The 26180-nt window shown below is 51.2% G+C and carries 22 protein-coding genes, 1 tRNA gene, 1 other RNA gene and 1 pseudogene; 11 read left to right on the top strand and 14 right to left on the bottom strand.

The genetic code is table 11. From position 1 onward, the window contains the following. Nucleotides 1–288 precede the first annotated feature (288 nt). The 4 genes from NDQ72_11395 to betI all read right to left on the bottom strand — a co-directional run bounded on the left by NDQ72_11395 (nucleotide 289) and on the right by betI (nucleotide 6853). Entirely contained in the window at nucleotides 289–2775 is a 2487-nt protein-coding gene (locus tag NDQ72_11395) for an acyl-CoA dehydrogenase (protein ID WKD26678.1), read from the bottom strand. Nucleotides 2776–2973: 198 nt separating this feature from the next. Next, nucleotides 2974–4650, bottom strand: a complete 1677-nt coding sequence (betA, locus tag NDQ72_11390; GenBank protein ID WKD26677.1) for a choline dehydrogenase — start codon at nucleotides 4648–4650, stop codon at nucleotides 2974–2976. Between the two features lie 99 nt (nucleotides 4651–4749). Then, complete coding sequence (gene betB / locus NDQ72_11385; GenBank protein ID WKD26676.1) at nucleotides 4750–6219, bottom strand: betaine-aldehyde dehydrogenase; 1470 nt, start codon at nucleotides 6217–6219, stop codon at nucleotides 4750–4752. 10 nt (nucleotides 6220–6229) lie between these two features. Continuing rightward, complete coding sequence (gene betI / locus NDQ72_11380) at nucleotides 6230–6853, bottom strand: transcriptional regulator BetI (GenBank protein WKD26675.1); 624 nt, start codon at nucleotides 6851–6853, stop codon at nucleotides 6230–6232. 191 nt (nucleotides 6854–7044) lie between these two features. Here betI and NDQ72_11375 point away from each other — a divergent pair, with 191 nt between their 5' ends. From NDQ72_11375 to ffs, 3 genes are all read left to right on the top strand, one after another. Next, entirely contained in the window at nucleotides 7045–7977 is a 933-nt protein-coding gene (locus NDQ72_11375; protein WKD26674.1) for a choline ABC transporter substrate-binding protein, read from the top strand. 103 nt (nucleotides 7978–8080) lie between these two features. Then, nucleotides 8081–8157, top strand: a tRNA-Met gene (locus NDQ72_11370). A 55-nt stretch (nucleotides 8158–8212) separates the two neighbouring features. Continuing rightward, nucleotides 8213–8309, top strand: an RNA gene (gene ffs / locus NDQ72_11365) — signal recognition particle sRNA small type. 690 nt (nucleotides 8310–8999) lie between these two features. On the opposite strand, the gene NDQ72_11360 is transcribed toward ffs, so the two are convergent. Beyond that, entirely contained in the window at nucleotides 9000–10385 is a 1386-nt protein-coding gene (locus NDQ72_11360; GenBank protein ID WKD26673.1) for a HEPN domain-containing protein, read from the bottom strand. A gap of 557 nt (nucleotides 10386–10942) precedes the next feature. On the opposite strand from NDQ72_11360, the gene NDQ72_11355 reads away from it, so the two are divergent. The 4 genes and pseudogenes from NDQ72_11355 (at nucleotide 10943) to NDQ72_11340 (ending at nucleotide 14196) form a co-directional block, all read left to right on the top strand. After that, a complete protein-coding gene (locus NDQ72_11355; protein ID WKD26672.1) occupies nucleotides 10943–11263 on the top strand; it encodes a hypothetical protein in 321 nt (106 codons plus the stop codon). A gap of 315 nt (nucleotides 11264–11578) precedes the next feature. Further along, nucleotides 11579–11662: pseudogene (locus tag NDQ72_11350) on the top strand (hypothetical protein). 209 nt (nucleotides 11663–11871) lie between these two features. Continuing rightward, on the top strand, nucleotides 11872–13149 hold the full coding sequence (locus tag NDQ72_11345) for an IS3 family transposase (protein ID WKD26671.1): 1278 nt from the start codon (nucleotides 11872–11874) through the stop codon (nucleotides 13147–13149). A gap of 615 nt (nucleotides 13150–13764) precedes the next feature. Continuing rightward, on the top strand, nucleotides 13765–14196 hold the full coding sequence (locus NDQ72_11340; protein WKD26670.1) for a DUF488 family protein: 432 nt from the start codon (nucleotides 13765–13767) through the stop codon (nucleotides 14194–14196). Between the two features lie 34 nt (nucleotides 14197–14230). Here the strand turns inward: NDQ72_11340 and NDQ72_11335 are convergent, their stop codons facing one another. Continuing rightward, nucleotides 14231–14797: a YIP1 family protein gene (locus tag NDQ72_11335; GenBank protein ID WKD26669.1), complete on the bottom strand. Its 567-nt coding sequence runs from the start codon at nucleotides 14795–14797 to the stop codon at nucleotides 14231–14233. A 125-nt stretch (nucleotides 14798–14922) separates the two neighbouring features. Here NDQ72_11335 and NDQ72_11330 point away from each other — a divergent pair, with 125 nt between their 5' ends. Beyond that, nucleotides 14923–15339 (top strand): MarR family transcriptional regulator, encoded by a 417-nt coding sequence (locus NDQ72_11330; GenBank protein ID WKD26668.1) that lies wholly within the window; start codon nucleotides 14923–14925, stop codon nucleotides 15337–15339. Nucleotides 15340–15527: 188 nt separating this feature from the next. Here the strand turns inward: NDQ72_11330 and NDQ72_11325 are convergent, their stop codons facing one another. The 5 genes from NDQ72_11325 to NDQ72_11305 form a co-directional block, all read right to left on the bottom strand. After that, nucleotides 15528–17021, bottom strand: a complete 1494-nt coding sequence (locus NDQ72_11325; protein WKD26667.1) for an MFS transporter — start codon at nucleotides 17019–17021, stop codon at nucleotides 15528–15530. Nucleotides 17022–17079: 58 nt separating this feature from the next. After that, nucleotides 17080–17538 (bottom strand): universal stress protein, encoded by a 459-nt coding sequence (locus NDQ72_11320; protein ID WKD26666.1) that lies wholly within the window; start codon nucleotides 17536–17538, stop codon nucleotides 17080–17082. Between the two features lie 84 nt (nucleotides 17539–17622). Continuing rightward, nucleotides 17623–19215, bottom strand: coding sequence for an antiporter (locus NDQ72_11315; protein ID WKD26665.1), 1593 nt, complete (start codon nucleotides 19213–19215; stop codon nucleotides 17623–17625). Between the two features lie 238 nt (nucleotides 19216–19453). Then, a complete protein-coding gene (gene narL / locus NDQ72_11310; GenBank protein WKD26664.1) occupies nucleotides 19454–20122 on the bottom strand; it encodes a two-component system response regulator NarL in 669 nt (222 codons plus the stop codon). Continuing rightward, a complete protein-coding gene (locus tag NDQ72_11305) occupies nucleotides 20122–22020 on the bottom strand; it encodes a type IV pili methyl-accepting chemotaxis transducer N-terminal domain-containing protein (GenBank protein WKD26663.1) in 1899 nt (632 codons plus the stop codon). Before NDQ72_11305 ends, narL begins: the two co-directional genes overlap by 1 nt. A 176-nt stretch (nucleotides 22021–22196) precedes the next feature. Between NDQ72_11305 and NDQ72_11300 the strand changes: the two genes are divergently transcribed. From NDQ72_11300 to NDQ72_11290, 3 genes are all read left to right on the top strand, one after another. Then, nucleotides 22197–22766, top strand: coding sequence for a hypothetical protein (locus tag NDQ72_11300; GenBank protein WKD26662.1), 570 nt, complete (start codon nucleotides 22197–22199; stop codon nucleotides 22764–22766). Nucleotides 22767–22836: 70 nt separating this feature from the next. Further along, nucleotides 22837–23244, top strand: a complete 408-nt coding sequence (locus NDQ72_11295; GenBank protein ID WKD26661.1) for a ribonucleotide reductase subunit alpha — start codon at nucleotides 22837–22839, stop codon at nucleotides 23242–23244. 11 nt (nucleotides 23245–23255) lie between these two features. Further along, on the top strand, nucleotides 23256–23642 hold the full coding sequence (locus tag NDQ72_11290; protein ID WKD26660.1) for a SirB2 family protein: 387 nt from the start codon (nucleotides 23256–23258) through the stop codon (nucleotides 23640–23642). Nucleotides 23643–23715: 73 nt separating this feature from the next. On the opposite strand, the gene NDQ72_11285 is transcribed toward NDQ72_11290, so the two are convergent. The 3 genes from NDQ72_11285 to hmpA all read right to left on the bottom strand — a co-directional run bounded on the left by NDQ72_11285 (nucleotide 23716) and on the right by hmpA (nucleotide 26057). Further along, nucleotides 23716–24066: a DUF488 family protein gene (locus NDQ72_11285; GenBank protein ID WKD26659.1), complete on the bottom strand. Its 351-nt coding sequence runs from the start codon at nucleotides 24064–24066 to the stop codon at nucleotides 23716–23718. Between the two features lie 69 nt (nucleotides 24067–24135). Next, nucleotides 24136–24702, bottom strand: coding sequence for a YIP1 family protein (locus NDQ72_11280; protein WKD26658.1), 567 nt, complete (start codon nucleotides 24700–24702; stop codon nucleotides 24136–24138). A gap of 182 nt (nucleotides 24703–24884) precedes the next feature. Beyond that, complete coding sequence (gene hmpA, locus NDQ72_11275) at nucleotides 24885–26057, bottom strand: NO-inducible flavohemoprotein (GenBank protein ID WKD26657.1); 1173 nt, start codon at nucleotides 26055–26057, stop codon at nucleotides 24885–24887. Nucleotides 26058–26180 lie beyond the last annotated feature (123 nt).

Below are 26180 nucleotides of genomic sequence, written 5' to 3'. Positions count from 1 at the left end.
TCACTTTATTTTCAATAACGAAAGGCTAGTTGATCATTTGCGAACTTGCAACGACTTTTGTAGCGGTTTGTATTCGCTTTTAGGCGTATATCGTCGCTTCTTCGGTGGTAGGGAGTACTGCATGACGGTTGTTTTGGTGAGAAATTGGCATTAAAGCGAGGTGTTTAGAGGGGAAAAGCAGCCGCTGAGTGAGATAAGCGAATGTTCGTTTGTTTCGTTTTTGAAAATATAGGTAAAAAAACCGGCCTGGAGAGGCCGGTTAGGATCGCTAGTTAAAGCGAGAAAGGACTACTTAACGGTGGTTTCTGCTTGCTGCGGTGTGGCCACAGGCGCTGCATTGTGATTAATCAACGTCGATTTATCATTGGCAAACGCGTCATAGGCGAAATCATCAACCGTCAGCATCTCGAGTACTTCTGCCTCGAAAGTGCGCATAAACTGTGCGTCGTCTTCTTGGATAATGCCTTTGTCCAGTGCGGCCTCAATGCGTGCTTCAGGGTGTAGTGCCGTTTGTGGCAGCTCACCTTTGGCATAGGCTTTGTTCACCGTGCGATAGAGAGTTTCGGCACGGTCATAATCCACCAGCAGCGCGTTGTAGCGCGCAAGCGGGTTAGACTCTGCGCCATCATCTTTATCCCAGGTATTGGAAAGTAGCTTGCTGCGCAGGGCGCTATGTGTGGATACGCGCTGTGCGATATCGCGAGCCAAGTCGTCATGCGGTTTATTCCAACGGCGGCCGGTCGGCATGATGATAACTTTCAATACCTTGCCTAGCGCGCGGTTCGGTAGGTTATCGAAAATTTCAACGAATGCCTCTTCGGCACGGTTTAGCAGGAACCGCAGGCTATAGTGTAGCAGCGCTTCTTCACCCTCTACTTGGTCACCGGTGTGCCACTGTTTCAGTACCATGGAAGCTAGATACAGATTAGACAGAACATCACCCAAACGTGCTGAGAGCATTTCGCGCTTCTTGAGTTCAGAGCCAAGGCTGGCCATGGCGGCGTCGGCACATAGGCCAAAGCCTGCTGAAATGCGTGCAATATCCTGGGCGTAGATAGCCGCAGGGCCGCTAAAGGGTACATTTGCTTTGCCCAGGCCAAACCCAAGCGTAAAGGCACGAGCAGCATTGCCGAAAATCAGCCCTGCGTGGCCAAAGAAGGCTTTGTCGAAGGCTTTAACGTCGTTGGCATCTTTAGCGGCTAGCTCGTCCAGTACATAGGGATGGCAGCGAATCGCACCTTGACCAAAGATCATCAGGTTGCGGGTCATAATGTTGGCGCCTTCCACGGTGATGGCCACCGGGTTAGCACTGTAGCCAATGCCCAGGTAGTTGCGTGGGCCAAGGGTAACGGCTTTACCACCGTGGACATCCATTGCGTCGCTAAGCAGCACGCGCTGGAACTCGGTTAGCTGGCTCTTCAAAATTGCTGAAGGTACCGCAGGTTTTTCGCCATGGTCGATCAGGTTGGCGGTTTGGTAGACCGTAGCAGCAGAGATGTAAGCCAGCGAGGCCATGCGTGCTAACGGCTCCTGTACGCCTTCCATTTCAGCGACGGGTACGTTGAACTGACGGCGTACGCGGGTAAAACCACCGCTCCAGCCTAGCGCGTAGCGGGTGGTGCCGGTCGCGCCAGAAGGCAAGGTAATGCAACGTCCAATCGAGAGGCACTCGACCAGCATGCGCCAGCCTTGGCCGATCATGTCTGGGCCACCAATAATGGTATCCAGCGGCACAAACACGTCGTTACCTTTAATCGGGCCGTTCATAAACGGGCTGCCGATAGGGTGGTGACGGCGACCGATGTCCATGCCCTGAGTATCCCGGGGGACTAGTGCAAGGGTAATACCGCGGTCTTCTTCGTCACCGAGCAATTTTTCTGGATCGAAAAGACGGAAGGCTAGGCCTACCACGGTGGCGATGGGAGCCAGGGTAATCCAGCGTTTTTCAAAGTTAAGGCGTAAGCCAAGCACTTCTTCGCCATTGATAACTTGCTTACAGACAACGCCTGTATCCGGTAACGACGTGGCATCAGAGCCAGCACGCGGGCCGGTTAGGCCGAAGCAGGGGATTTCGCGGCCATCAGCAAGGCGGGGCAAGTAGTGATCTTTCTGTTGCTGAGTGCCGTATTTAAGCAGCAGTTCGCCTGGGCCGAGTGAGTTCGGTACGCCAACGGTGACCATCAGCGTCTCATTGGCGGAGAGCTTCTGCAGTACCATGGACTGGGCTTTAGCTGAGAATCCGAGGCCGCCGTACTCCTTCGGAATAATCATGCCGAAGAAGCCTTCTTTCTTTAGATAATCCCACAGTTGTTGGGGGAGGTCAGCGCGTTCTTGGGCGATATCCCAGGCGTTACACATGCCTGCTGCTTTTGCACACTGGTTATCCAAGAATGCTTGTTCTGCCTCGCTCAGGCCGTCGTCTTTATAGTTAAGTAAAGACTCCCATTGGGGGTTGCCTGAGAAGAGCTCGCCATCCCAGGAGACGCTGCCCGCTTCTAATGCCGTGCGCTCCGTATCGGACACTTTCGGCGCTACCTTTTTGAAGGTGGCGAAAATGCGCGGCGTCAGCCACTTGCTGCGTAATACGGGTAGACCAGCAATGGCAACGGCGGCAGCCGCAATCAATAGCAGCGTGCCAATAACGCTCGCGCCAAGCACTAAGCCTACTAAGCCCAGTACGCCAAGCAGGGCGAGTGCTGGCGTAGCGCCTGCTTCGCGGCGCATCACCACGAGCAAGCCTGCAACGGCAAGCACAATGAGTAGTAAGGTGAGCATGGATGTTTCTCCGTGGGTGGTTAATTGTAGACGTATTTAAACGTATGTTTGAATATTGTCAGAGTCACCTATATCAGTGCAAGCATTTCACTCTTATACATTCGCTATAGTCTCTTTACTGTAGCGTAAATAGGCCATAAAAAAACGCCATGGCGAGTGGCCATGGCGTTTAGCGTGTTGCATACAGGTGTGAGTGAGCTACGAAGCCTGTTTAGCGGGTGCGCCGTGAGCGACGTAATAATCCACCTTGGCGCGTGGCAAAGATTCACGTCCACGGATGCGGTCAGCAATTTTCTCCGCCAGCATAATAGTCGGCGCGTTTAGGTTGCCGGTAGGGATCACCGGGAACAGCGAGGCATCGACGACGCGCAGGCCTTCGAGCCCATGTACACGGCCTTGGCTATCGGTCACTGCCATCTCACCTTCGCCCATGCGGCAACTGCCACACGGGTGATAAGCCGTTTCAGCGTGTTGCTTGACGAAGTTGTCGAGTTCTTCATCACTTTGTACGCTAGGGCCAGGTGAAATTTCACGGCCACGGTACTTATCAAACGCTGGTTGCGCGATGATATCGCGGGTTAAGCGAATCGCATCGCGGAACTCTTGCCAATCTTTCTCTTTGGCCATGTAGTTAAACAAGATGCTGGGTGCCGCGTGTGGGTCTTTCGAGGTTAAGCGAATTCGTCCACGGCTTTCCGAACGCATCGAGCCAACGTGAGCCTGGAAGCCATGTGCCTGGACGGCGCTTTTACCGTTGTAACTGATCGCGATGGGCAGGAAGTGGTACTGCAGGTTTGGCCACTCTTCCGCATCATTGCTACGAATAAATCCGCAGGATTCAAACTGGTTGCTGGCGCCAACGCCAGTGCCTTTAAATAACCACTCGGCACCAATTTTCGGCTGGTTGTACCATTTCAGCGCCGGATACAGCGAAATAGGCTCTTTGCATTCGTACTGAATGTACATCTCAAGGTGGTCCTGGAGATTCTCGCCTACGCCGGGTAGCTCATGGACGACTGAAATGCCTAATTCCCGAAGCCATTCGGGGTTGCCTACGCCAGAGCGCTGAAGAATCTGTGGTGAGGCAATGGCACCGCCACACAACAGCACTTCCCGGCGAGCGCGGGCCTTGTGTGGCTGACCTTTCTGCTCGTAACGCACGCCAACGGCACGTTTGCCGTCAAATTCAATCACATCGGTGACTGCGTGGGTTTCAATGGTTAGGTTGCTGCGCTGCTTGGCAGTGTCCAGGTAACCGCGTGCAGTCGACGCACGGCGCCCCTTGGGTGTGACGAAACGGTCCATAGGGCCAAAGCCCTCTTGCTGGTAGCCGTTAACATCCTCGGTTTCAGGGTAGCCAGCCTGTTTCCCCGCTTCGATAAATGTGCGGTAAAGCGGATTATTGCCAGCTTTCGGCGTGGTCACGCTGACCGGGCCGTCGCCGCCGTGGTAATCATTAGAGCCAATATCGCGGGTTTCGCACTTTTTGAAATAGGGCAGGCAGCTGAGGTAATCCCACTCTTCCAAGCCGGGTTGCTTGGCCCAGTTATCGTAATCCAGGGCGTTGCCACGGATATAGCACATGCCGTTGATCAGTGAAGAGCCGCCCAGGCCTTTGCCACGGCCACACTCCATACGGCGGCCATCCATATACGGTTCGGGATCGGTTTCAAATGCCCAGTTGTAGCGTTTGCCTTGTAGCGGGTAGGCCAGTGCGGCAGGCATTTGGGTGCGAAAATCGAAACGGTAATCGGGGCCGCCTGCTTCAAGCAGCAAAACGCTGACGTCACTGTCTTCGGTGAGGCGGGTAGCCAGTACATTGCCGGCCGAGCCTGCACCGATAATGATGTAATCAAATTCGCGTGATTGAGACATGCTTTTACCTTGGAGGAGCCGAATGATGGGTAATGAGCCGGTAGGTATAAAAGGGGTACTTATCTTCGATATACCTACCGGGAGCGTTCATTACTTCGATTAGAACACCGACTCAAATGGCCCCATCTCGATCTGTACCGACTTGGTCTGGGTGTAGTGATTGAGCGTCTCGACGCCGTTCTCGCGGCCAATGCCCGACTCTTTGTAACCACCTACCGGCATTTCAGAAGGTGACTCGCCCCAGGTGTTGATCCAGCAAATGCCGGCTTCCAACTGATGAATAACCCGGTGAGCACGGTTTAGGCTTTCGCTGAACACACCCGCCGCTAGACCGTATTTGGTGTCATTGGCGCGACGAATAACGTCGTCTTCGTCTTCAAAGGCAAGTACGGACATTACTGGGCCAAAAATCTCTTCTCTTACGATGCGCATATCGTCAGTGCAATCGGTAAAGATGGTGGGGGCTGCCCAGGCACCCTTCGACCAATCACCGCTATTCCACGCATCGCCACCTGCCAATACTCGCGCGCCTTGCTCTTTACCCAAGGCAATATAGGAAAGCACTTTTTGCTGATGTTCAAAGCTTACTAGCGGGCCGAAGTTAACGCTGGGGTCCATCGGGTCACCCGCTTTGATACGCTGAACGCGTTCAACCAGCTTCGCCTCAAAGGCATCTTTCACGCTGTGCTCCACGAACACGCGAGTGCCATTAGTGCAGATTTGTCCGCTGGAGTAGAAGTTGGCCATCATGGCGGCATCGGCGGCACGATCTAAATCAGCATCGGCAAACACGATCAGCGGAGATTTACCGCCTAGTTCCATAGTGACATCTTTCAGCGTAGAGCCACCCGCAGCAGCCATCACTTTTTTGCCCGTGCCGACTTCGCCAGTAAACGATACCTTGGCGATACCTGGGTGCTCAGTCAGCATTGCGCCAACGCGGCCATCGCCTTGAACGACATTGAAAACACCGTTAGGTAGGCCTGCCTCAGTGAAAATTTCAGCCAGTTTGATAGCGGATAGCGGTGTAACTTCACTGGGTTTGAAGACAATGGCGTTGCCCGCTGCCAACGCAGGTGCGGCTTTCCAGCAGGCGATTTGAATGGGGTAGTTCCAGGCGCCAATGGCACCAATGACGCCGAGTGGCTCGCGACGGGTATACACAAAGGAGCTATCACGCAGCGGAATCTGGCTGCCTTCGATAGCGGGGGCAAGGCCTGCGTAGTACTCCAAGGCATCGGCACCCGTCACAATATCGACACTGGCGGTTTCGCTAATAGGCTTGCCGGTATTTTGAGTTTCTAACTCGGCAAGCTCATCGTTTCGTTCTCTTAACAGTGCAACAGCGCGCAGCAGAACACGTGAGCGCTCCATGCCCGTCATCGAAGCCCATTGACGCTGTCCGCGTTGAGCGGCTTCTACAGCGCTATCGACATCAGCTTGGCTTGCCTGGCCAATCGTGGCAAGCAGGCTGCCATCGTAGGGGTTTGAAACGGTAAATGTCTCGCCTGAAGAGGCGTCTACCGGACGACCATCAATATAAAGTGGCTGAATATCTTGAGCGGCCATGTTGGTCTCCTTACTGTGTTTCTGCAGTGGATGCGCGTTGCTGGCATCCATGATGAATAAGCAATTGGTCGAGATAGGTGTGCGCAAGATGTCGCGCTTCAGCGGCGTCGAGCCCTTCTGGTGTAAGTGCACCACGCAGCCATAGACCATCAATCATCGCGGCTAGCCCGCGGGCGGCATTGCGAGCGTCTGCGCGGGGCATTACACGCTGGAATTGATGACATAAGTTGGCGTACAAACGGCGATCATTGACATTCTGCAGCCGCTGAAGCACGGGCTTATGCATGCTGCTAGCCCAAAAGGCGAGCCATGTTTTGGCGGCGGGGCCGGTCACCTGGGTGCGATCAAAGTTACCTTCGATGATGGCGCCAATATGCGCGCGGGGGGAGTCGTCTTCTAACGCACGGCGGCGTGCTGCAACGGCATCACTAAGATCGGTCAAGATCTGCCGCATTGTTGCTTCCAGCAGGCCATCCTTGCCGCCAAAATAGTGACTAATAATGCCCGCTGAAACGCCAGCATGACGGGCAATTCGCATGACGGTTGCTTCTGCTAAACCAACTTCGTCAATGGCCGCCATGGTAGCCTTAATTAACTGCTGGCGGCGTATCGGTTCCATTCCCACCTTAGGCACAGCTATCTCCTACTGACGTTGAATGCCCATTGGCTCCTGTCCTTGAAAACCAGGAGTAGGCATGATTACCTGAGCATGATGACATTTTTTTATTGAACGTTCAATCAATAAAAGCCTGCGTTGTTTTCTCGTCTCTACGACTATTACGTATAGGGCGTGTTCATATAAAACCGATAATGGGGAAGATCAATATGAAACGGACATACACCCGAAGCCTAAGTACATTACTGCTGACTGCCTGTTTGCCGGCAGCTGCCTATGCTAATGAGTGTAGTAGTGTTCGCTTTGCAGAAGTGGGCTGGACTGACATTACAGCAACGACAGCACTGGCCAGTGAAGTACTGGAAGCACTTGGCTATGAAACGCGTGTCGATACTGTCTCGGTGCCGATTGCTTATGCGGGCATGGGTAATAATGATTTTGACGTCTTCTTAGGCAACTGGATGCCGTCGATGGCCTCTATCAGCGACCCCTATGTCGAGCGCGGCGAGGTTGAGCGCTTAGTGGTCAACCTTGAGGGAGCTAAGTACACCCTGGCAGTGCCCCAATATGTCTATGATGCGGGCGTGACCTCCGTGAATGATCTGGCAGAGCATGCTGATCAGTTTGAGCAGCGTTTACACGGCATTGAAGCTGGCAATGATGGTAACGAGCTGATTGAGCAAATGATTGATGATAACGCCTATGGGCTAGGTGATTGGCAAGTCGTCGATTCGAGTGAGGCGGGTATGCTGGCTGAGCTTCGCGCGAGGGTACCCAATGAGAAATGGATGGTGTTTTTAGGCTGGGAACCGCATCCAATGAATACTAATTTTGATATGGCGTATTTATCTGATGCTGGCGACTATTTTGGCCCCAACCTGGGGGGCGCAACCGTACATACCAATACTCGTGCGGGGTTTGTTGAAGCGTGCCCTAATGTCGGTGAATTGCTGAAAAATATGACATTCACCCTGGAGATGGAAAACCAACTGATGAGTGCCATTATGGACGATGGGGTAGACCCGCGAGAGGCAGCACGCAGTTACCTCAATGAAAACGATGATGTGTTAGCAGCATGGCTCGAAGGAGTGACTACCCGAGCTGGCGAAGAAGCACTGCCAGCAGTCCAAGCAGCCTTATAAGCACACTATTCACTTAACAGGGTAGTTGAATGAAAGGCAGGTCGTTTTTGGCTTGCCTTTCATAGTTAAGATAGGCATAATCTGCACCCGTTGATGAGGGAAAGGCTACGTAGCTCAGCTGGTTAGAGCACATCACTCATAATGATGGGGTCCCCTGTTCAAATCAGGGCGTAGCCACCACATCAGCATCAGTACACTCACCTAGAAGTAACAGAGTGTGCCGTTATGGTGGCCCCTTAGGTCCTCCCGCAACGCTAAACTGCAAACCCCGCCAGGCCCGGAAGGGAGCAACGGTAGTGGTGGCTGCGTGTGCCGGGATGTGGCTTTTGGGGCCGCCTCCATTTCTACCTAAGCAATCTAAAGAGCTTAAAAATTTCGCCTTCTGAGCCTGAGTGATACAGAATTGTTGTACAAATGAGTTCACTTTACCTATTAAAATCTCGCCATGTCATTTACTATTTTCGTTTAGTTATTCCTGCCTCGCTTCGGGTAGCCATTGGAAAGACGGAATTAAGACGACCCCTCAAAATCAGAAACTTTATTTAAAGGCCGCTAGGTTGCTGCTGGAAGAAACTCAAGAGCTATTGGTAGGGCACAGAGAAGTGTGTATCGCCCCTGATTCTGCCCCTATAGACGCTTCTTGACCCGTCGTAAAACCTTCTGATGCTCACAGCCTGTCCCTACGCTATCCCAATTCTTTGAGTCGTCTCGTCAATTTCATCTAGTCCAAGGTGTTGGCTTAAAGGCGCTAGACGACAAAGACACCGTTATTCGTCTGCTGCCGTTGATCTGCCAATATATGAGGGTTGATTGCTACTCTATAGACGATGCCAAACTAATCCGAGAGTAATCTTTACAACTACCTCCTTTAGCGCTTAATCATCTATGACAGGCTTTTCAAGTTTTTTCAAAAAAAGAATTAATTGTTAATATTTGTAAAATAAAGAAGATATTTCAGAATGTAATACCTATAGTCTTACAAAAATATCTTCTTGAAATGCTATCTGTAGTGCTTTGATTGTTTAAGGTAACCGATTTCTATCTTCAACTATTGCGTATTGAAAGTTGCTTCTGGAAATAATTGCATCTATGCTTCTCTCAATTAAGATTTCTAAATGCCTTTGAAAATATATTATTTTTTCTATTGTGTTTTCATCATATGGTTCACCATGTACAAGCTTATTTCTTAGGCTGGATAAAGACTCAACTTTATTAGAGGATAAGGGGGTCAAGCCGTCAGTGTTTATTTTATAGTTGGAAATAAAATCATTATAGGCTACTTCCAAGGATTTTCTATGTAATCCATTTAATTTATTATAAATTTCAGAACGTTCTTTTCTTTTTTCATCTGGTTCGTTTTCTGTATAATAATTTTTTATTGCTTTTTTAATTTTTCCCTTTAAAGAGTTCCATTTGGCCCCTTTGGGAATTATAAACTCTTTTCCATCTGTTCTGCTATGGCTAAGTATTAAGCTTTCAATGCATGTGAATGCTTGTAGATAATTCATTTCGATAGAGTTGCTACTTGGGGTGACGAGGTGGTTAAATGCTAGCTTTAGTGAATGATCGAAACTTGGTTTTTTGAGCTTGTTATAAGCTTTTGAAATAAAAGAAGGTAAATCATTGTGGTTCCTGCGTTCAGAAGTTACTGTCCCTCGATCGTTAAGGTCAGGCATAACACGATCGCCCCGATGGCGTGTAACATGCCAATCAGTTGATATAACTTCCCACATGTAACAAACAGTATGTTTACTGGTTGCATAAGAAGCTATTAAAAGAATATCATCAATCAGTCTGCATAGCTCTTCCCCTTTTTCTTCCAGGCTTGCTATGGGGTTGGTTTTGATCTCAATAAAATGAGCTATTTCTTGAGTGATTTTTCCACCAAAAATATTAGATCTATAGTAAAAGTCAAACTCTAATATTAAGTTATTTGCTTCAATAACCAGTTTTTTATTAGGCTCAATGTTAACAATTCCACGCTCATCAAAGGAGTAGATGATATCTCTGTTTAAAAAGCTGTTTTTCGTAATATGAAAGCGAAATATTAATTCATTTATACTGATGTTAGAATGTTTTATCTTGTTTTTGATAGTTATTTTTAATGGTTTTGTTTTTACAAAGTTTTCTCCTGGAAAGCCATTGCTTGAGTTTTCACCAAGCATCATATTTTCTGCTTCTATTATTAAGTGAGGCTCTCCCTCTTTATCAAATATATTCTTGCCGATAAGCTTGCTTGATCCGAGGTTACAAGCAACTTGATGATAATTGATGCTTTCAGGATATAGTTCGATGCATGGTTGATCATATTGACTTTCGCCGTATATTAGCTTGGTTGGTATGGCTTTCGAGCTGATGCCGTTTTTTAATAAAGTTGCCTCAAATCTTAGGCTGTTTTTTAATGTCATTTTTAACTCCTTTTTTGTTTGGATACTTATTAAGTTTAGCATGTGAAACGCTGTTATTTTAGTTTCTAGATATTTATTTTGTTTTATTCATAACTTATGCTTCGAGTCTCTATAGATGCCAAAAGAAAAGTGCTTTTTGTGATTTTTATGAGTTGATGTGATTAATTGCTATATTTATAATAAATGATTAATTTTAGTTTTCAATCTCTATTTATGGACATGGTGTAGACTTATGTTTGACGTATTCTATTAGGTATGGCTCAACGAAAAAAGTCAGTTTGGAACCTATCAGTATGTCCTTTATTCGTGCCTCAACCGAAGACCAAAATGCTAGCCGTGCGAGGGAGATTTTAGAAGCTTTTACACACGATAACAAAGGTAGCGTCTTGGTACATCGAGAATGCTAGTGGCACCACGTCTGACCGTACAGAACTGGCACGATTGATGATGCGCAAGCAGGGGACATACTTCTAATTGGACAGGTTGATTGCCTTACACGCCTCACAAAAGCCGATTGGGACAAGCTGAAAGCTGCTATACGTGGCGTCGGTCTACGTGTGATCAGCCTTGATCTGCCAATTAGCCATGTAGCTATGACCGTAAACACCAGCGATGATTTCACAGGGCGAATGCTTGACGCTTTATCCATGCTAATGGATATGCTTGCCGCTGTTGATCGCAAGGATTATGACGACAGACGTAGAAGACAAGTCGAACGAATTGATAAGGCAAAGGCTCAAGGTGTTTACAGGGGACGGCCAGTAGACGAGGAGCTACATAGAAAGATTAAAGAACTACGTGAGATGGGCTTTAGGATTAGGAAAACGGCTGCTATGGCTGGCCGTGGGGCGTCTGCTGTGCTGCGTGCTTTGAAATGAAATTCGTGGCTGTGCACGTAACTGATAAGGAGATATGAATTTTAGAAAAAATTACATAGAAAAGTAAGCACTAGCATAGGGATGCCATATGCCAGTGCCCTATGCTTTCACTAAGCAAAAACTCAAAGTCTGCTTGTGTGCTTGTCCGTGCTCATATCGTATTTGGGAGAGGGCGCTTGAAATTTTTGATATGAGTCTAGTGGTAGACGATAGGCTTTTAGAATTCTTTGCTGACGGTTTCCCCCTCTGTCAGCCTAGTTGTCCGGTTGGCGATATCGCCTAAACTCAGTCCAGAGGGAGCGGTATGGAATTCATGTGCCACGTTATTCTGAAGAGCGTAAAGCCGCCATCCTGAAAAAGTTATTGCCGCCCCACAATCGCAGTGTGGCGTCGGTAGCAACGGAAGAAGGCATCTCCAACGCGACGCTGTATAGTTGGTTAAAACAGTGTCGAGAAAAAGGAGTGCCTGTGCCGGGTTACACCCAAGGCGACAACGAATGGTCACCTGACGCCAAGCTAGCCGTTGTCATCGAAACCGCGACGATGTCAGAAACAGAGCTTGGCGCTTACTGTCGTGAAAAAGGCCTTTATCCCGAGCAAATCCAGCAATGGAAAGCCGCTTGTCTCGAAGGAGCTGGTCGGCAAGAAGAGCAGGCAAAAGCAGCGCAGAAACAGCGCAAAGAAGACCGAAAGACCATCAAGCAGCTCAAAGCGGAAGTACGGCGCAAAGACAAGGTGCTGGCAGAAACAACGTCGTTGCTGGTGCTTTCAAAAAAGCTCGAAGCCTTGTACGGCGAGGATCCGGACAGCGGCGAGGACGACTAACGCCTCTAAAGGAACGTGCAAGGCTCATCGCGCTATTTGACGAAGCGGTTATGGGTGGCGCGTCCCGTTATCAAGCGGCTGCCGTGATCGGCATAAGCGAACGCACACTGAAGCGGTGGCGATCTGAGCGCGGCGCTATTGTCGAGGATCAGCGTCCACATGCAGGGCAACACAGGCAGCCGCATCAGCTGACGCATGAGGAAGAGCAAGCCATTTTGAACACGTGCCATCGCCCCGAGTATCAGAGCTTGCCGCCGTCTCAAATCGTTCCTTTATTGGCCGACGAAGGCGTCTATCTGGCCTCCGAATCGTCGTTTTATCGGGTCTTGAAAAAGCATCATCAGCAGCACCATCGTGGCCGTATGAAACCACGTCGTTCAGTCCCCGAGCCGACTAGCTTTACGGCTACAGGGCCAAACCAGGTCTGGAGCTGGGACATCAGTTATTGTGCCTCCGTTGTGCGAGGTCAGCACTGGTATCTTTACCTGATCATGGATATCTACAGCCGCAAAATCATTGCTTGGGAAGTCCACGACACGGAATCGGGCGAGTTGGCTAAACAGCTTTTGGAACGTGCCTTGCTGCGAGAAGGTTGCTGGCATCAGCCGCCAGTACTGCACTCTGATAACGGAGCACCGATGACCTCCTATACGCTCAAAGCGAGGCTAACAGAGCTGGGCATGTTGATGTCTTACAGTCGGCCGAGAGTAAGCAATGATAACCCTTACTCGGAAGCGCTGTTCCGTACCGTCAAATACTGTCCAGCGTGGCCCACCAAGGGCTTCGCATCGCTGGGCGCGGTACGAGAATGGATGCTAGCGTTCGAGCGGGCTTACAACGAACAGCACCTGCACAGTGGCATCCAGTATGTCACGCCAGCGGACCGTCATCGCGGCGTAGACCAAGAGCGCCTGGAACGCCGGAACGCGGTATACCAACGTGCGAAGCAGCGACATCCGCAACGCTGGTCGGGCCACACTCGAAACTGGGAAGTCACCGGCCCAGTCTCGCTTAACCCGGGAAAAATGCACGAAATCGAGCGTAATCAACAGGCTGCTTAAGCGCAGCCATTTGGACAACTGGGTTGAAAATCACCGGTTTCAAAGGCATCAATTTTGGGACCAGATTGGTGATACAAAATGGATATTTTTAGGCACAATCTGGGCAGTTTGTTGGGAAGTAATCGCTAACTAGTGAAGGCTTTAATTTCTATATAAATCAATTGCTAGGGCGCGCGGAAAGCGACTCGGTAGTGGTGGCTGCGTGTGCCGGGATGTGGCTTTTGGGGCCGCCTCCATTTCTAGTGCTGATTTTTACCTGAAATCACTGGTATAGATTATTTCTTGGTAACATTGCTATAGAAATAGTGATGCCATTCATGGAAGTAATGCCCATCGTTCCCGCGTCAAAAATCGCTGCAAACTTGTTAGCGCAAAAAGGCTATTAGCGTACTGATTGTTGTCGTCGTAGTTTGATACTGGTTTTTATTTTAAGTATTCAGATGCTGTTGTGTTTTTCGAAACGCAGTCTGGACGCTTTCTATATTGCTACAAAGCTATATCCCTCACTATATGCCTGATTTTCTGTTAGTTAATTTGTCGGGCATCGCTGCTATGCTGTTATTTATATAAGGTACTCGCTGAAGCCATGAGCGCACTGGCAGAGGTATGTAATCGATGTCATATGAAATAACGCTTAAGCATATATATGTGCCGATGGGTGAGCACGACGGCACTCGAGTGTTGGTTGATCGTTTATACCCTAACGGGTTGTCTTCAAGTTTCCTGGCACTGAATGAATGGTACCCGGAGATAGCACCTGCATCTCAACTATACCGTCAGTATCGTCAGCAAAAAATCAGTAAATCCCTCTTTCTTGAGCGATACAGACGTGAGCTGAAGGCGTGCCCTGATAAGCTACTGCCTTTAATGAGATTCGCACGAGTGGGGCGAGTGACCCTACTCACTGCCGCTCGTCAAATTGACGATTCCCACCTTTCGGTAATAAAAGAACTGACGCTATTAGCGCTTGCAGAGGAAGACGCGAGTGATCGTGAATTTTGCTCCTCTCCCTGCCTGGCACACACGTTACCCACTTCCCAGCGTTAGGCCGTTTGGTTACACGCCTTCAAATGGCAATAGCTTAGTAAGCCCAGATAACAGCAAATAAAATACCCCATCCCAGAGCACTGGCAGCCATAATTGTGTAAGTGGCTGAGATAGTAGCAACATCAACTTCTTGCTGCGTACAGAGTGCTTGTAAGCCGTGGTAAATCAAGCTGCAAGAGATGCCCAGCCCGCTAAGTATAACCACGACATTAAAAAATAAGTTGGGTACCAAGAGTGCCAACGACGAGGCAAATAAAGGCAGTGGTGCAAGCCCGGCAAGTAAATAGGCATCTTGATAGCTAATAGATAGCTCTTCAGTTCCATTGACTACAGCGTAGATTACCCACCCGATAACGAAAAAACTCACTATCTCTGCAAGGAAAATAATGGTGGTGATAAAACGCCACTCTCGGTCAGCAAACCCCGTCATAAATGTATCGCCGTAATGGGTGCCCGCATAATAGAGCAGTACTGGCGGCAAGAGTGACATGGGTAAAACTACCCGCCACGCTAGTAAAGAAATAGAGGGGCGGGAAGCCTGTAACTCTTTCCAGCCTTCACGATGGTTAAATGGTAATTTGAGAAATGTGAGTGCTCTCATTCCAGGTCTCCTTGGAGGTGTCATCTCAATGGATATTTATATCATGGTGTGATATTTTTTATTTTAAAGGCGTGATAAATTAGCAAGTAAGCGATAGTTGAATACGTGGTTAAGAGAATTGGAATATGAATAAAAAACAAATGCTTGATAAGAACGACTTTGAGCGGTTATCACAGTTCCGTTACCGATTACGTTGTTTTCTTCGCCATAGTGAAGATATCTGTCGCCGCTATGGGCTGACGCCATTGCAGTATCAACTATTGCTACATCTTCGTGGTTTCCATGGCAGAGATTGGGCAACGGTGGGAGAACTTGCTGAGCGGCTTCAATCAAAACATCATGGAGTGGTGGCGCTAGTCGACCGCTGTGAGCAACTGTCGCTGGTTGTGCGGCGGCAAGGGCGTGAGGATCGCCGCCAAATAGAAGTGCATTTATTGGAAGAGGGCGTGAATCGGGTAACGCAGATTGCTGAAGCTCATCAACCTGAATTGCGTCATTTGCAGGAAGATGCGCCATTTCCTGGCTGGAATAAGTCCACTTAATGCAGAACTTAGAAGGCTTAATATAGCCAGTATGCATTCCGTACCCTTGTCAGAAATGATAGGGGCGATCGCCGTGTATAGCTCTTAAGAGTGCTGTATGGCATTTCGGTTAGATGTCGACCAATAGAGGCACTGTCCGAATCCAATCGACGCGAACAGTGCCGTGATGCTACAGATGATGCTAACGTTTAGTGCTTGGCACTCTGTAAAGCCTGTTCTTCGATGTCTCTATCAACAGAAGAGACGTAGTACTCGTCATCGAAAGCGCCTTCCGGCTCCTTGAGCCACACCAAGCAGATTATCCAACTGATAAAGGCGCCTGTCGCGATGATGTAGAAGAACTGCGATGGTGTGACGAACGTGAAGATGGTGAGGTAAACCACCGCGCCAACATTACCGTAGGCGCCGGCCATACCGGATATCTGCCCAGTGATGCGGCGCTTGATGGAGGGAATGATACCGAAGGTTGCCCCCTCAGCCCCTTGCACGAAAATCGAGGTGCCAATGGTCACCGCAATGGCCAGAATGAGCGGCCAACTCGAATTGAGCATGGCCATCAGCAAGAACCCAACGCTAATGCCAAACATGTAGCACAGCATCACAAAACGCCGGTTACCCATGCGGTCGGAAACCATGCCGCCCATGGGGCGCGCCACCAAGTTGACGAACGCGAATGACGCAGCGATCAGGCCAGCCGTAGCGGCATTTAGCCCCCAAGTCTCCTCAAAGAACATGGGCAGCATCGACACTACGGCCAGTTCAGCGCCAAAGTTGGCAAAATAGGTGCTGTTAAGCGCTGCTACGCTGTTGAATGAGTACTTATCATCTTCCGGTACGCCCTTGCGCAGGATCGGTAGGTTGACTCTCAGGATCTGAACAATTTGATAGATGACGATCGTGATAATGGCTAGATAAGCGATGGTCGCACCGGTAACTGATAAATAGCCCATATACTGGATGCGCCAGACCAGGATGGCGAGTACGCCAACCAGTGGGATCGTCCAGATGATCAGCTTGATCATATCGCCCCAAGAGCTCACTTCCATGGCGGCGGATTTGCGTGGCTTACGGTGCGCCTGGGCATCCGGGCCATCGGTAATCGCGAACCAGTAGTAAATACCGTAAGCGGCCATAACAATAGCGCTCTGGGCGATGGCCCAGCGCCAGCCATCGGCGCCGCCGTACATGCTCAGGGCGATGGTCGGCAGCGACATGGCCGCGACGGCGGAGCCGAAGTTACCCCAGCCAGCGTAGAAGCCTTCGGCGAAGCCGATGTCCTTGGGCTTGAACCACAGCGCCGTCATGTGGATACCGACCACGAAGCTGGCGCCAATCGAACTCAGTATCAGGCGTGCTACGAGCAACTGCGTCATGCTGTTACCGAAAGCAAACGCCAGCGCCGGTAGCGACATCGTTACCATGAGCACCGAGAACACCCGTCGCGGGCCGAACCGATCCAGTGCCATGCCAACGATGATGCGCGCGGGAATCGTTAAGGCGACGTTGCAGATGGCGAACAGCTTGAGATCATCCGTGGTCAGCCAGTTGACGCTCTTGAGCATGCTCGACGCGAGCGGCGCCATGTTGAACCACACGTAAAAGGTAATAAAGAAGGCAATCCAGGTCAGGTGCAAGGCCCGAATCTCAGGGCTGCGAAACTTGAATACAGCGGAAACTTTCATGGTCGTATCGTCCTGTGTCCCAAAGGTGGTTTGTACCAAAAGGAGGGGTAGGGGCTGCTCAAGGGCTGGGTAGAATCAATAAGGGGCACTCGGCGCGCCGGGCCAGGAACGAGCTGACGCTGCCAAACGTCATGTAGTCGAGTTCATCAACAAAATAAGTCAACGACTTAGCGATGATGCCGCCGTCCGGCTGATGGCTATGGCGGGCAATGACCAGTAGGTCTGGCGAGAGTTTGCGAGTGGCCTGAAGCAGCATCTTGCGTGCATCTCCCTCGGCGAGAAGCTGCTCGGCTTGGAAGCCCTCACCGATAGCGAACGCCACACCCTCTTGAAGGTGCTGTTTAACCTCATCGTGCTCCTGCTGAAAAAGCGCCTCGTTGTTATCGGTAGCGTCGAGCGGGTTCTCCACCACGCCGACCAGTACCAGCAGAGGTTGGTTACAGCGGAACATGTTGACGACCTGAGCGAGAGCCAACTTGGCGTTTCGCGAACCGTCATAGGCGATCATGATTTTCATGGTGTCCTCCCGCAGTGGAGTAGGGGATCAAGACCCGAAGCTTGGCTCCGGGCGTAAACAAGCAAGCCATATTTAGGACGTAGCTCATGGGTTCTTAACGTAGGCACTCTTGCGTAGATAGAACCACCAGTTGATGACCAGGCAGATGGTGTAGAAGACCGCAAAGCCATACATGGCAAGTTCTGGTGTGCCGGCTTGGATTTGCTCGCCCATTACCCGCGGGGCGATGAAGGCGCCATAGGCCGCAACGGCAGAGGTCCAGCCAAGAACCGGGCCTTTCTGCTGTTGGTCGAAAATCACCCCGATGCTGCGGAAGGTAGAGCCGTTGCCGATACCACTGGCAGCGAATAACACGATGAATAGCAGCAGGAATAGCCAAAAGAATTGATTAGGATCGGTGGCGTTATAGGCCTGCATCATCACGTAGCCGGTGGCGATAGAGGCGACCACCATGATCGCAGAGATTATTTGGGTAACGATGGAGCCGCCCACTTTGTCGGAGATCCATCCGCCCAATGGGCGGATCAGCGCACCCACGAACGGGCCTATCCAAGCCCAGGTCAAAGCGCTGGGCGCCTCTGGGTTGGCCACGCGAATCAGCGTGCCATCGGCAGTGGCTTCCATCATGTTGCCGAAGATGACGTTGATAGAGAGCGGCAGGGCTGCAGAGAAGCCGATAAAGGAGCCGAAGGTCAGAATGTAGAGGATGGTCATTGACCAAGTGTGCTTATTGGAAAATATTGCGAACTGCTTCTGGATATTGGGCTTGATATCGCCAGGAATCAGGCGCAACAACACCAGGGTTAGAACAATGGTTAGCGGCAAGGCAATCCACATATTAAGCCAGCCTAGCGCCAACATGCCGATAATCGCGGTCACCATACCGACGCCGTAGAGGCCCAATATTTTGCTGAAAGCAGCAAGCGAAGAACCAGGGTTGGGCGTAATAGTGCGGAGATTATTCATGCCGAACCAACCGGCGAACGCTAATGGGATCAGAAATACAAGCCAGATAAAGCCAGCATTCTGGATCCAGGTATCGGTACCTGCTTCGATTCGGCCAATCAACGTACCGCTAGCGCTTTGCAATTCCATCGGCGAACCGGCTATAGCGCCGAAAATGCCGACGGTCATTACCAGTGGGATGACAATCTGCATGGTAGTGACGCCGAAATTGCCGAGGCCTGCATTCATGCCCAGGGCGTAACCTTGCTGTTTGCTGGGATAAAAAGTTGAAATGTTGCTCATTGAACAAGCAAAGTTACCGCCACCGATACCGGAAAGTAGCGCCAACGCCTGGAATACCCACAACGGCGTGCCTGGGTTCATCAAGGCGATACCAGTGCCGGCAGCGGGGATCATCAATAGCGCGGTGGTCAGGAAGATAGTGTTACGCCCGCCAGCGATGCGGATCATAAACGATGCTGGGATGCGTAGTGTGGCACCTGCTAGACCGGCAAGCGCTGTTAGCGAAAATAGCTGGTTAACCGTGAACGAAAAACCCAGGTTCTGCATCTGGGTGGTAATCATTCCCCACATCATCCAGACAGCGAATCCCATCAGCAGGCTGGGGATGGATATCCATAGATTGCGGTTGGCGATGTGCTTGCCTTCCTGTTCCCAGAATTGGGCGTCTTCGACATCCCACTTCTCAATGTCGGCATTTCTCTTGCTCATGGCGATTTCCCCTTGGCATCGAACCTTTCTGCATGTAGCAGTTAGACAGCAAGATACGCTGGAGAATGAAGTTGGGAAATAGGTGGAAATGACATGAAAAACAGCGACATACCTCTTGAGAGGTAGTCGCTGAAAAGCCTGGATTGATTGATTTTAAAGAGAAAAAATCGACAGGGGGTAAAGGCGGGTCAGAGCAAAAGTACTCTGGGAGTCTTTAGAGGTAACCACACAGAATCGGCTAGCGATCGATACCTTCCTGGACTGCCCAGACGGCGGCTTCGACACGCGAGCGTAAGTTGAGCTTTTTGAGCAGATGCTTGACGTGAACCTTGACCGTGCCTTCGGTGATATCCAGCTTGCGCGCGATGAGCTTGTTGGAGAGTCCGCCAGCAAGCTGTTGCAGAATTTCGCGTTCACGCTGGGTTAGACTATGAATATCCGGAGTGGTGGGGGCATTGCGCTGATTACGCAGGGCTTCAGCGAGTAGGGCGGTTAGGCTTTCGCTGATGACCATGCGTCCCAAAGCAGCTTGACGCAGCTGGCGCACCATATCTTCAGGCTCCATATCTTTTAACAGGTAACCGTCGGCACCGTTGCGCAGCGCCGCGACCACATCATCCTCATGGTCGGAAACAGTGAACATCACCACACGGCCGCTATAGTTGGCTTCCCGCAAGCGGCGCAAGGCTTCTAAGCCATTGACGCCTGGCATGTTTAAATCCAGTAACACCAAGTCAGGCTCCCGTTCGAGAGCCAGTGCAATGCCCTCTTCAGGAGCGCCTATCTCGGCAATCAGTTCAAGATCATCCTCTAGTTCAAGCAACTGAGCGACGCCACGCCGTAGTAGCGGGTGGTCATCAATAATCATCAGCGTGGCGGGTGTATCGTTGGCAGTGGTCAGTGTCATTAAGGAGCCCCTGTACCTAAGTGAGAGTCTGAGGCAGCCGTCACAGGCTGCTGCTGAATTAAGCGAGCGGTCAACGGGGTGAAGGCTATCTCAATGCTAGCTCCCCCAGTGGGGCGATTGGTGATATTCAGCTCCCCGTTCAGGGTAGTCGTTCGGTCGCGAATGATCACCAAGCCGTAGTGCATAGGTGGCGAACTATCGTCTTCCAGGCCGATACCATCATCCTCAATACGCACTAGCAGGCGAGCATCAGCGAAATGCACAGTGACCGCAGCCCAGTGGGCCTGGGCGTGCTTGTGGGTATTGGCCAGCGCCTCGCGAATGATCTGCAGCACGTGAATTTCTTCATTGGGATTAAGCAGGTAAGGCGGCACATCGTAGTCAAGCTCAACGGTTATCTCCATGCGCTGGCTAAACTCTTCGACGGTTTGACGCAAGGCAGATTGCAGCCCTGGCCCCTCTAGCTTGAGCCGGAAGGTGGTCAGCAGCTCACGTAGTTGACGATAGGCACTGTTTAAACCGGTACGCAGCTCGTCGAATACTTCAGCCTGCATCTCACGCGTGGCATCTTTTTGCTGCATACGTTCGAGTCGCGCAACCTGCATCTTTAGATAAGAGAGCGATTGGGCTAGCGAGTCGTGAAGTTCGCGGGCAATGATGGTCCGCTCGTTGATCAGCGTGACGTGCTGCTGTTCTTCGATACGCCGCTGCAGGTACACCGCCGTGGCCAACTGGTCGGCTAACATGGTGAGCAGCCGGCGGGTGCTGTCGTTGAGCCGCTCCTGGTGATACCACACTTCCAGGGTACCAAGCAGCGTGTCACCGACGCTGATCGGTAGCAGTAAACATTGGGACTGGTTATTGGACACCATCTCCAAGGGGCGAGGATCAATCAGGCAGGCGTGGCACTCCTGGTCACGGCAATACTCTGGTCGGGTACGTGAGTGGGTTTCCAAAACCGGCATTTCCCGTTGGTCGAAAGGATCGTTTAGGGAAAGCCGAATTGGCCCGATATCAAGCAGCTTTTCTAGTTCGCGCAGCATAGGTGCTGCGCTAGAGCAAAGGTCGTTACCGCCGCCATAAAGCGAACGGCTAGCATCATGCATTACTCGCAGCGCCTGATTGCTGCGCTCAAGTTCCTGTTTCTTGCGCGATACCTTGTCTTCCAAAGCGGCGTAGCTGGTTGCCAGCTCGGCTGACATCTTATTAAAGGTGTGGCCTAGCAAAGCCAGCTCGTCACTGCCGCGTAGTTCTGAACGCGGCTTGAAATTACGCTGCGCCGCCTCGCGGGCAAGTACCATCAGCTGGCGTAGCGGTACTACCAAGTTATGGCGAACATCGTAAAGGGCTATCGAAACCACGATAGTGATGAGTGCCAGAAAAAGCAGTTGCATCATCCCCAATAGCCGCACCTTGGCCTCGGTGCTCTGCTCCAGATAGGTCACTAGCACTTCAATGTCACTGACCATCGCAACGATCATCATCTCTAGCGTATCGAGATCAAGGGTCGTGGCAGCGGCTGGAGCCTCAAGTGCCGGACGAAGCGAGTGCTGCCAGTAGTTTTGAAGTTTTTCCAGCTGACGGCGGCGCTCATGACGATCATCAAGGGGAATCGTTTGTTGTAGCGTTGTGCCATGCAAACGCTGATCGAAGCGTAAAATGAGTCTTTCGAGCTGCTCCTCGCTTGTCTTCTCTGGAGCATACTCCAGGCGTTGCAAGGCTCCCATAATCTGATAGGCATTCATGCGTAATGAGCCAGCGACATTAATCGCGGCAGCATCGCCTCGGCTGCTGTTAGACATTGCCATGGTCAGAGTAATACTGATAAAGGCCATCCCGCTAATGGCAAGCAAGGACGCAATAATGCGAGCAACCAAGGAGCGCTGAAGTAATTTCATGGCATTTCCGATAGCGCGGAAGAGGTAAGGGAGTGTGGCACTGTCTGCATTTCGATACGAGGGCTATTCCTTTGGGGTTAGCCAGTCTACCTCCGATGCCTTTTGACCTACGCCCAGTATTTACCGACAATTCTGGCACGTCTTCCGATGTCTTTATACCCTCGCTGGGAAACGCCATGCCATCATCTGTGCCGCCTCCCACGTTGGAGACATCAATACAGCCAGTGAATGGCTATCAGTTGCTGGTAGCCATGCTGCTAATGCCGTTAGCAAGCGCTTTAGCGGTGGCGAGCTGGACACTTTATGGCCTGCTCGCAAAGCAGCCTGTCTATGTGTTGGTACCGTTGATGAGTGGTGTGCTGTTGGCGTGTCCAGCCTGGTATATCGCCAAACGGGGCGACACCTGCCGCTTGATGCAGTGGCTATTATTGGGGCTAGCGTTGGCGCTGGGCGGATTTGGGATGGCTAGCCAGCCGTGGGAGTTTTTGTTGGTGGGGGCTGGGCTTGGGCTGGGAGGGGCGGTGATTACCACCGGCATCGCCCACGCAAAAGGCTGGATGCCAGGCCGTTGGGTGTGTCTTTGTATTGCCCTTTTTCTGGCGTTAGCGGCAGGCGTCGGGCTTTCCCTGCGCATAGCACCTTTGGTTGTCCAAGCCTATGGTTGGCGCGCGGCGCCACTTAGCCTGCTGATCCCTCTGTTTATGGTAATGATGCTGCTGTGGCTTTTCGTAGCGTCACCCGAGTAATACCGCCTATTGGTCTGACTTGTTCATTCTTTCCGACTGATTCTTAACTACTAGCGATAAGGCTCATTTTATGACCAGCGATTTTATGACTATAGCGACGTTTGCCGATTTACTGCGGGAAGCACGTAAACAACCTAAGCCACAGCGCCTGCTATTTGTGTTCGTGCGCGCAGAGCTGCCCGATTTCCCCGATGCTGAACAGCGCCGTCGCTTCGAACAGGGTGAAGGGGGGGTGTTGGTGCCGGTGGTCTGCGTAGATAAGTCGACGCAGGAATTGACCAGTATGGCGGCGTTGGTCGAGGAGTCACGCCGTACCGAGATCGAATGGGATCTAGTTTTCACCGCTGCCATGGACGACCCAAAAGATGACGCCGAGGTTGAACGGCAACTCCAGCGTATGATGGAATCGCTGCAAATGGGTAATATCACCGCCTATCTTGCCTTCGATCATCATGGCGATGCGGTTAACGTCGGCTAGGGACGGTTACCATGGAGCACTATTTCCTCATCAAGCACCTGCACATGACGGCCGCTGCGCTGAGCATCACACTCTTCGTAGTGCGCGCCTGGTGGTCGGTGCAGGAAAGCCCGCGACTCAACGCCCGTTGGGTCAAGGTATTGCCCCATCTTATTGATACGGCTTTGTTGGGGCTGGGGGTGACTTTGATGGTATTGCTTTCCATATGGCCCTGGCAGCTTCCCTGGCTTGGCGCCAAGCTATTAGCACTGCTGGCCTATATCGGTATTGGTGCCATTGCGATTAAGCGTGGGGCCACGCCAGCAGTGCGAGCCCTAGCCGCGGTAGTGGCGGTGGCCATCTTTGCCTATATGGTGGGGGCTGCTATTCATCACAGCCCGCTATCCTGGTTAGCCTGAAGCGCGGTCACTTTGGCTGCTTACGGCTTTCTTTAGTGAACGCTATAACTCCTCTAGGCATAGGTCGGGCCGATTATTTCAACATGTTCAAGTATTGGCGCAGTACCTCGGCATTGTTATGACACTCTTCCTTAGAAGCAAACACCAGAGTCACTCGCTCTTTCCTGGCGCGTTGTGCAAGGTCACGAAGCGTCTCGCGATAGGACGTTAACTCTTTGAGATAGCGTCGGCGAAAGTCATTCCAATCGAGTGAGCCAGTATGAAACGCTTTGCGAAGCTCGCTGCTCGGTGCAATTTCCTTACGCCACTCATCGATTTTGGCTTCCTCCTTGGACACCCCGCGTGGCCAGATACCATCGACCAGAACACGATAACCATCCTTGTTGTGCGGTGAGTCGTAGGCACGCTTTAATTCGATACTCATCGTTACCTCGTTAGTCACTGTGTCGCTCTCTAAACCTAGCGAGTTAGCAGCCTCCGCTCTACCTGACGCTTAATAGGCCCACACAATAGCCATCAGTAGACCCCATGCCAGCATTCCGGCGGCCATAACGGTGTAAGTTACAGACATCGTTGTGACGTCATTTGCTGAGCGTTTACACAGAGCCTGCAACCCGTGGTAGACCAAACTGCAAGAGATACCCAGTGCTACTAGCACTACCAGGGTATTAAACAGCAAGCTAGGGATCAGCAGAGCGAGCGCGGCAGACCAAAGTGGTAAAGGTGCTAGGGCTGCCACCAGATAAGCGTCGTGGTAGCTAATTGAGAGATCACGATCGCTATTGACCACCGCGTGAATTAGCCAGCCCATCACGAAGAAGGTGAGCAGTTCAGCCAAGAACAGAATGGTAGTGATGAAGCGCCACTGTCGGTCAGCAAAGCCTGGAGCAAAGATATCTCCGTAGTGTGTGCCCGCGTAATAGAGCATCACCGGGGGGAGTAACGACATGGGCAGTACGACGCACCATGCCAGAGTGGCGATTGAAGGATGGCGTTGCTGGAGGTCTTTCCATCCCGCTAAATGGGTAAAGGGCAATTGAATGATGCTTAGAGGGGTCATTGTGTTAGCCTCGCCGCCGGTTGAGATCGTAGCTGATAATTAAAATATCATGTTGTGATGTTATTTAAGGAGTAGGACTTACTGGCGGTTCTGTCAAGGTAGTTCCGCTTTCATCTAACGAGAGGATCGCAGTTGGCTGAGGTTAATAAGCGGCCTCAGGTAGAGGCCGAGGCCGCTCATTATTAAGCTGCGTCGAGTGGGCGTGAGGGACCAAAGTGCTCAAAGTGTCGACGATCTTCATCAACCCCCAGTTCGGACAAAGCGCTGTTAATCGCTGCCATAAATCCTTGAGGGCCGACGAAATAGCAGCGTGCCTTAAGATCAGGCAGGTAGTGAGCTAATAAGCTGCGGTCGATACGTCCAATATGTTCGGCTTCGTTGCCGCGCTCATGAATACGGACAGCCTTAAGGCGTTGAGGATACTCGCTCTTCAGTGCGTCTAATTCACCTTTAAAGGCCTGATGTTCGGCATCCAGGGCAGCGTGTAGATAGATGACTTGCCGCCCAAGGGACAAGGCATGTCTTGCCATGGGGAGCAGGGGCGTTTGGCCAACGCCGCCGCTGGCAAGCAACAGAGGCTCGTCGCCTTCAATCAGCGTGAGATCGCCTGCTGGCGGTAACAGTTCTAAGGTATCGCCTGGTTGTAAGGCATCGTGGAAGTGGCGGCTGACTTGGCCCTGTTCTTCGCGTTTGATCGAGATCCGGTAGCTCCGGCCATTCGGTGTGTCCGAAAGGCTGTAATGCCGATAGACCCGTTCGCCGTTAATGGTCAAACGTACGCCGATATACTGACCTGGCTCATGGTCAGCCACACGACCACCATCCTCGGGTTCAAGGATAAACGATCGAATTAAAGCACTTTCCTGCTGGGTACTGGCAATCTTGAAACGGCGTGTGCCACGCCATCCGCCAGGGCGCTGTTCAAACTCGCGATAGCGCTGATCTTCTAGGTCGATCAACAGGGCGGCAAGTTCGTTATACAGAGCGCCCCAGGCATCGGCTATTTCTGGTGTCACGGCATCACCGAGTACTTCGCCAATGGCGGCCAGCAAACACTCACCGACAATAGGGTACTGCTCAGGAAGAATGCCTAGTGAGACGTGTTTGCTGACCACAACATCAAGAGTTGCACGCGCCTGAGCTGGGTTACCACGTAGTTGAACATAGGCCAACACAGCGTTGGCCAGTGCGCGGGGCTGACCACCGCTTTGCTGGTGTACCTCATTAAATAGCGGCTTAACCTCTGGATAGCGGGTGAACATCAGTGGATAGAAGCGTTGGGTAATCGCATTCAGGTGTTCGGCCACGATGGGGGCTGTCGCGTTAATCAGCTTTTCCTGCTCATGTGTTAGCACTGTTACTACCTCGACACTTTAAGATGTATTAGAAATGCATCTTAAATCCACAGGTCTTTAAATGCTAGCTATAAGATGTATTTTTGATACATGTCATAGTCTTTGTTGATGGCTAGGCGCACA

It is taken from the genome of Halomonas sp. KG2 (assembly GCA_030440445.1).
GTDB lineage: Bacteria > Pseudomonadota > Gammaproteobacteria > Pseudomonadales > Halomonadaceae > Vreelandella.
Note: the sequence above shows the minus strand (reverse complement) of the source record. Positions and strands in the feature narration are given on the sequence as shown.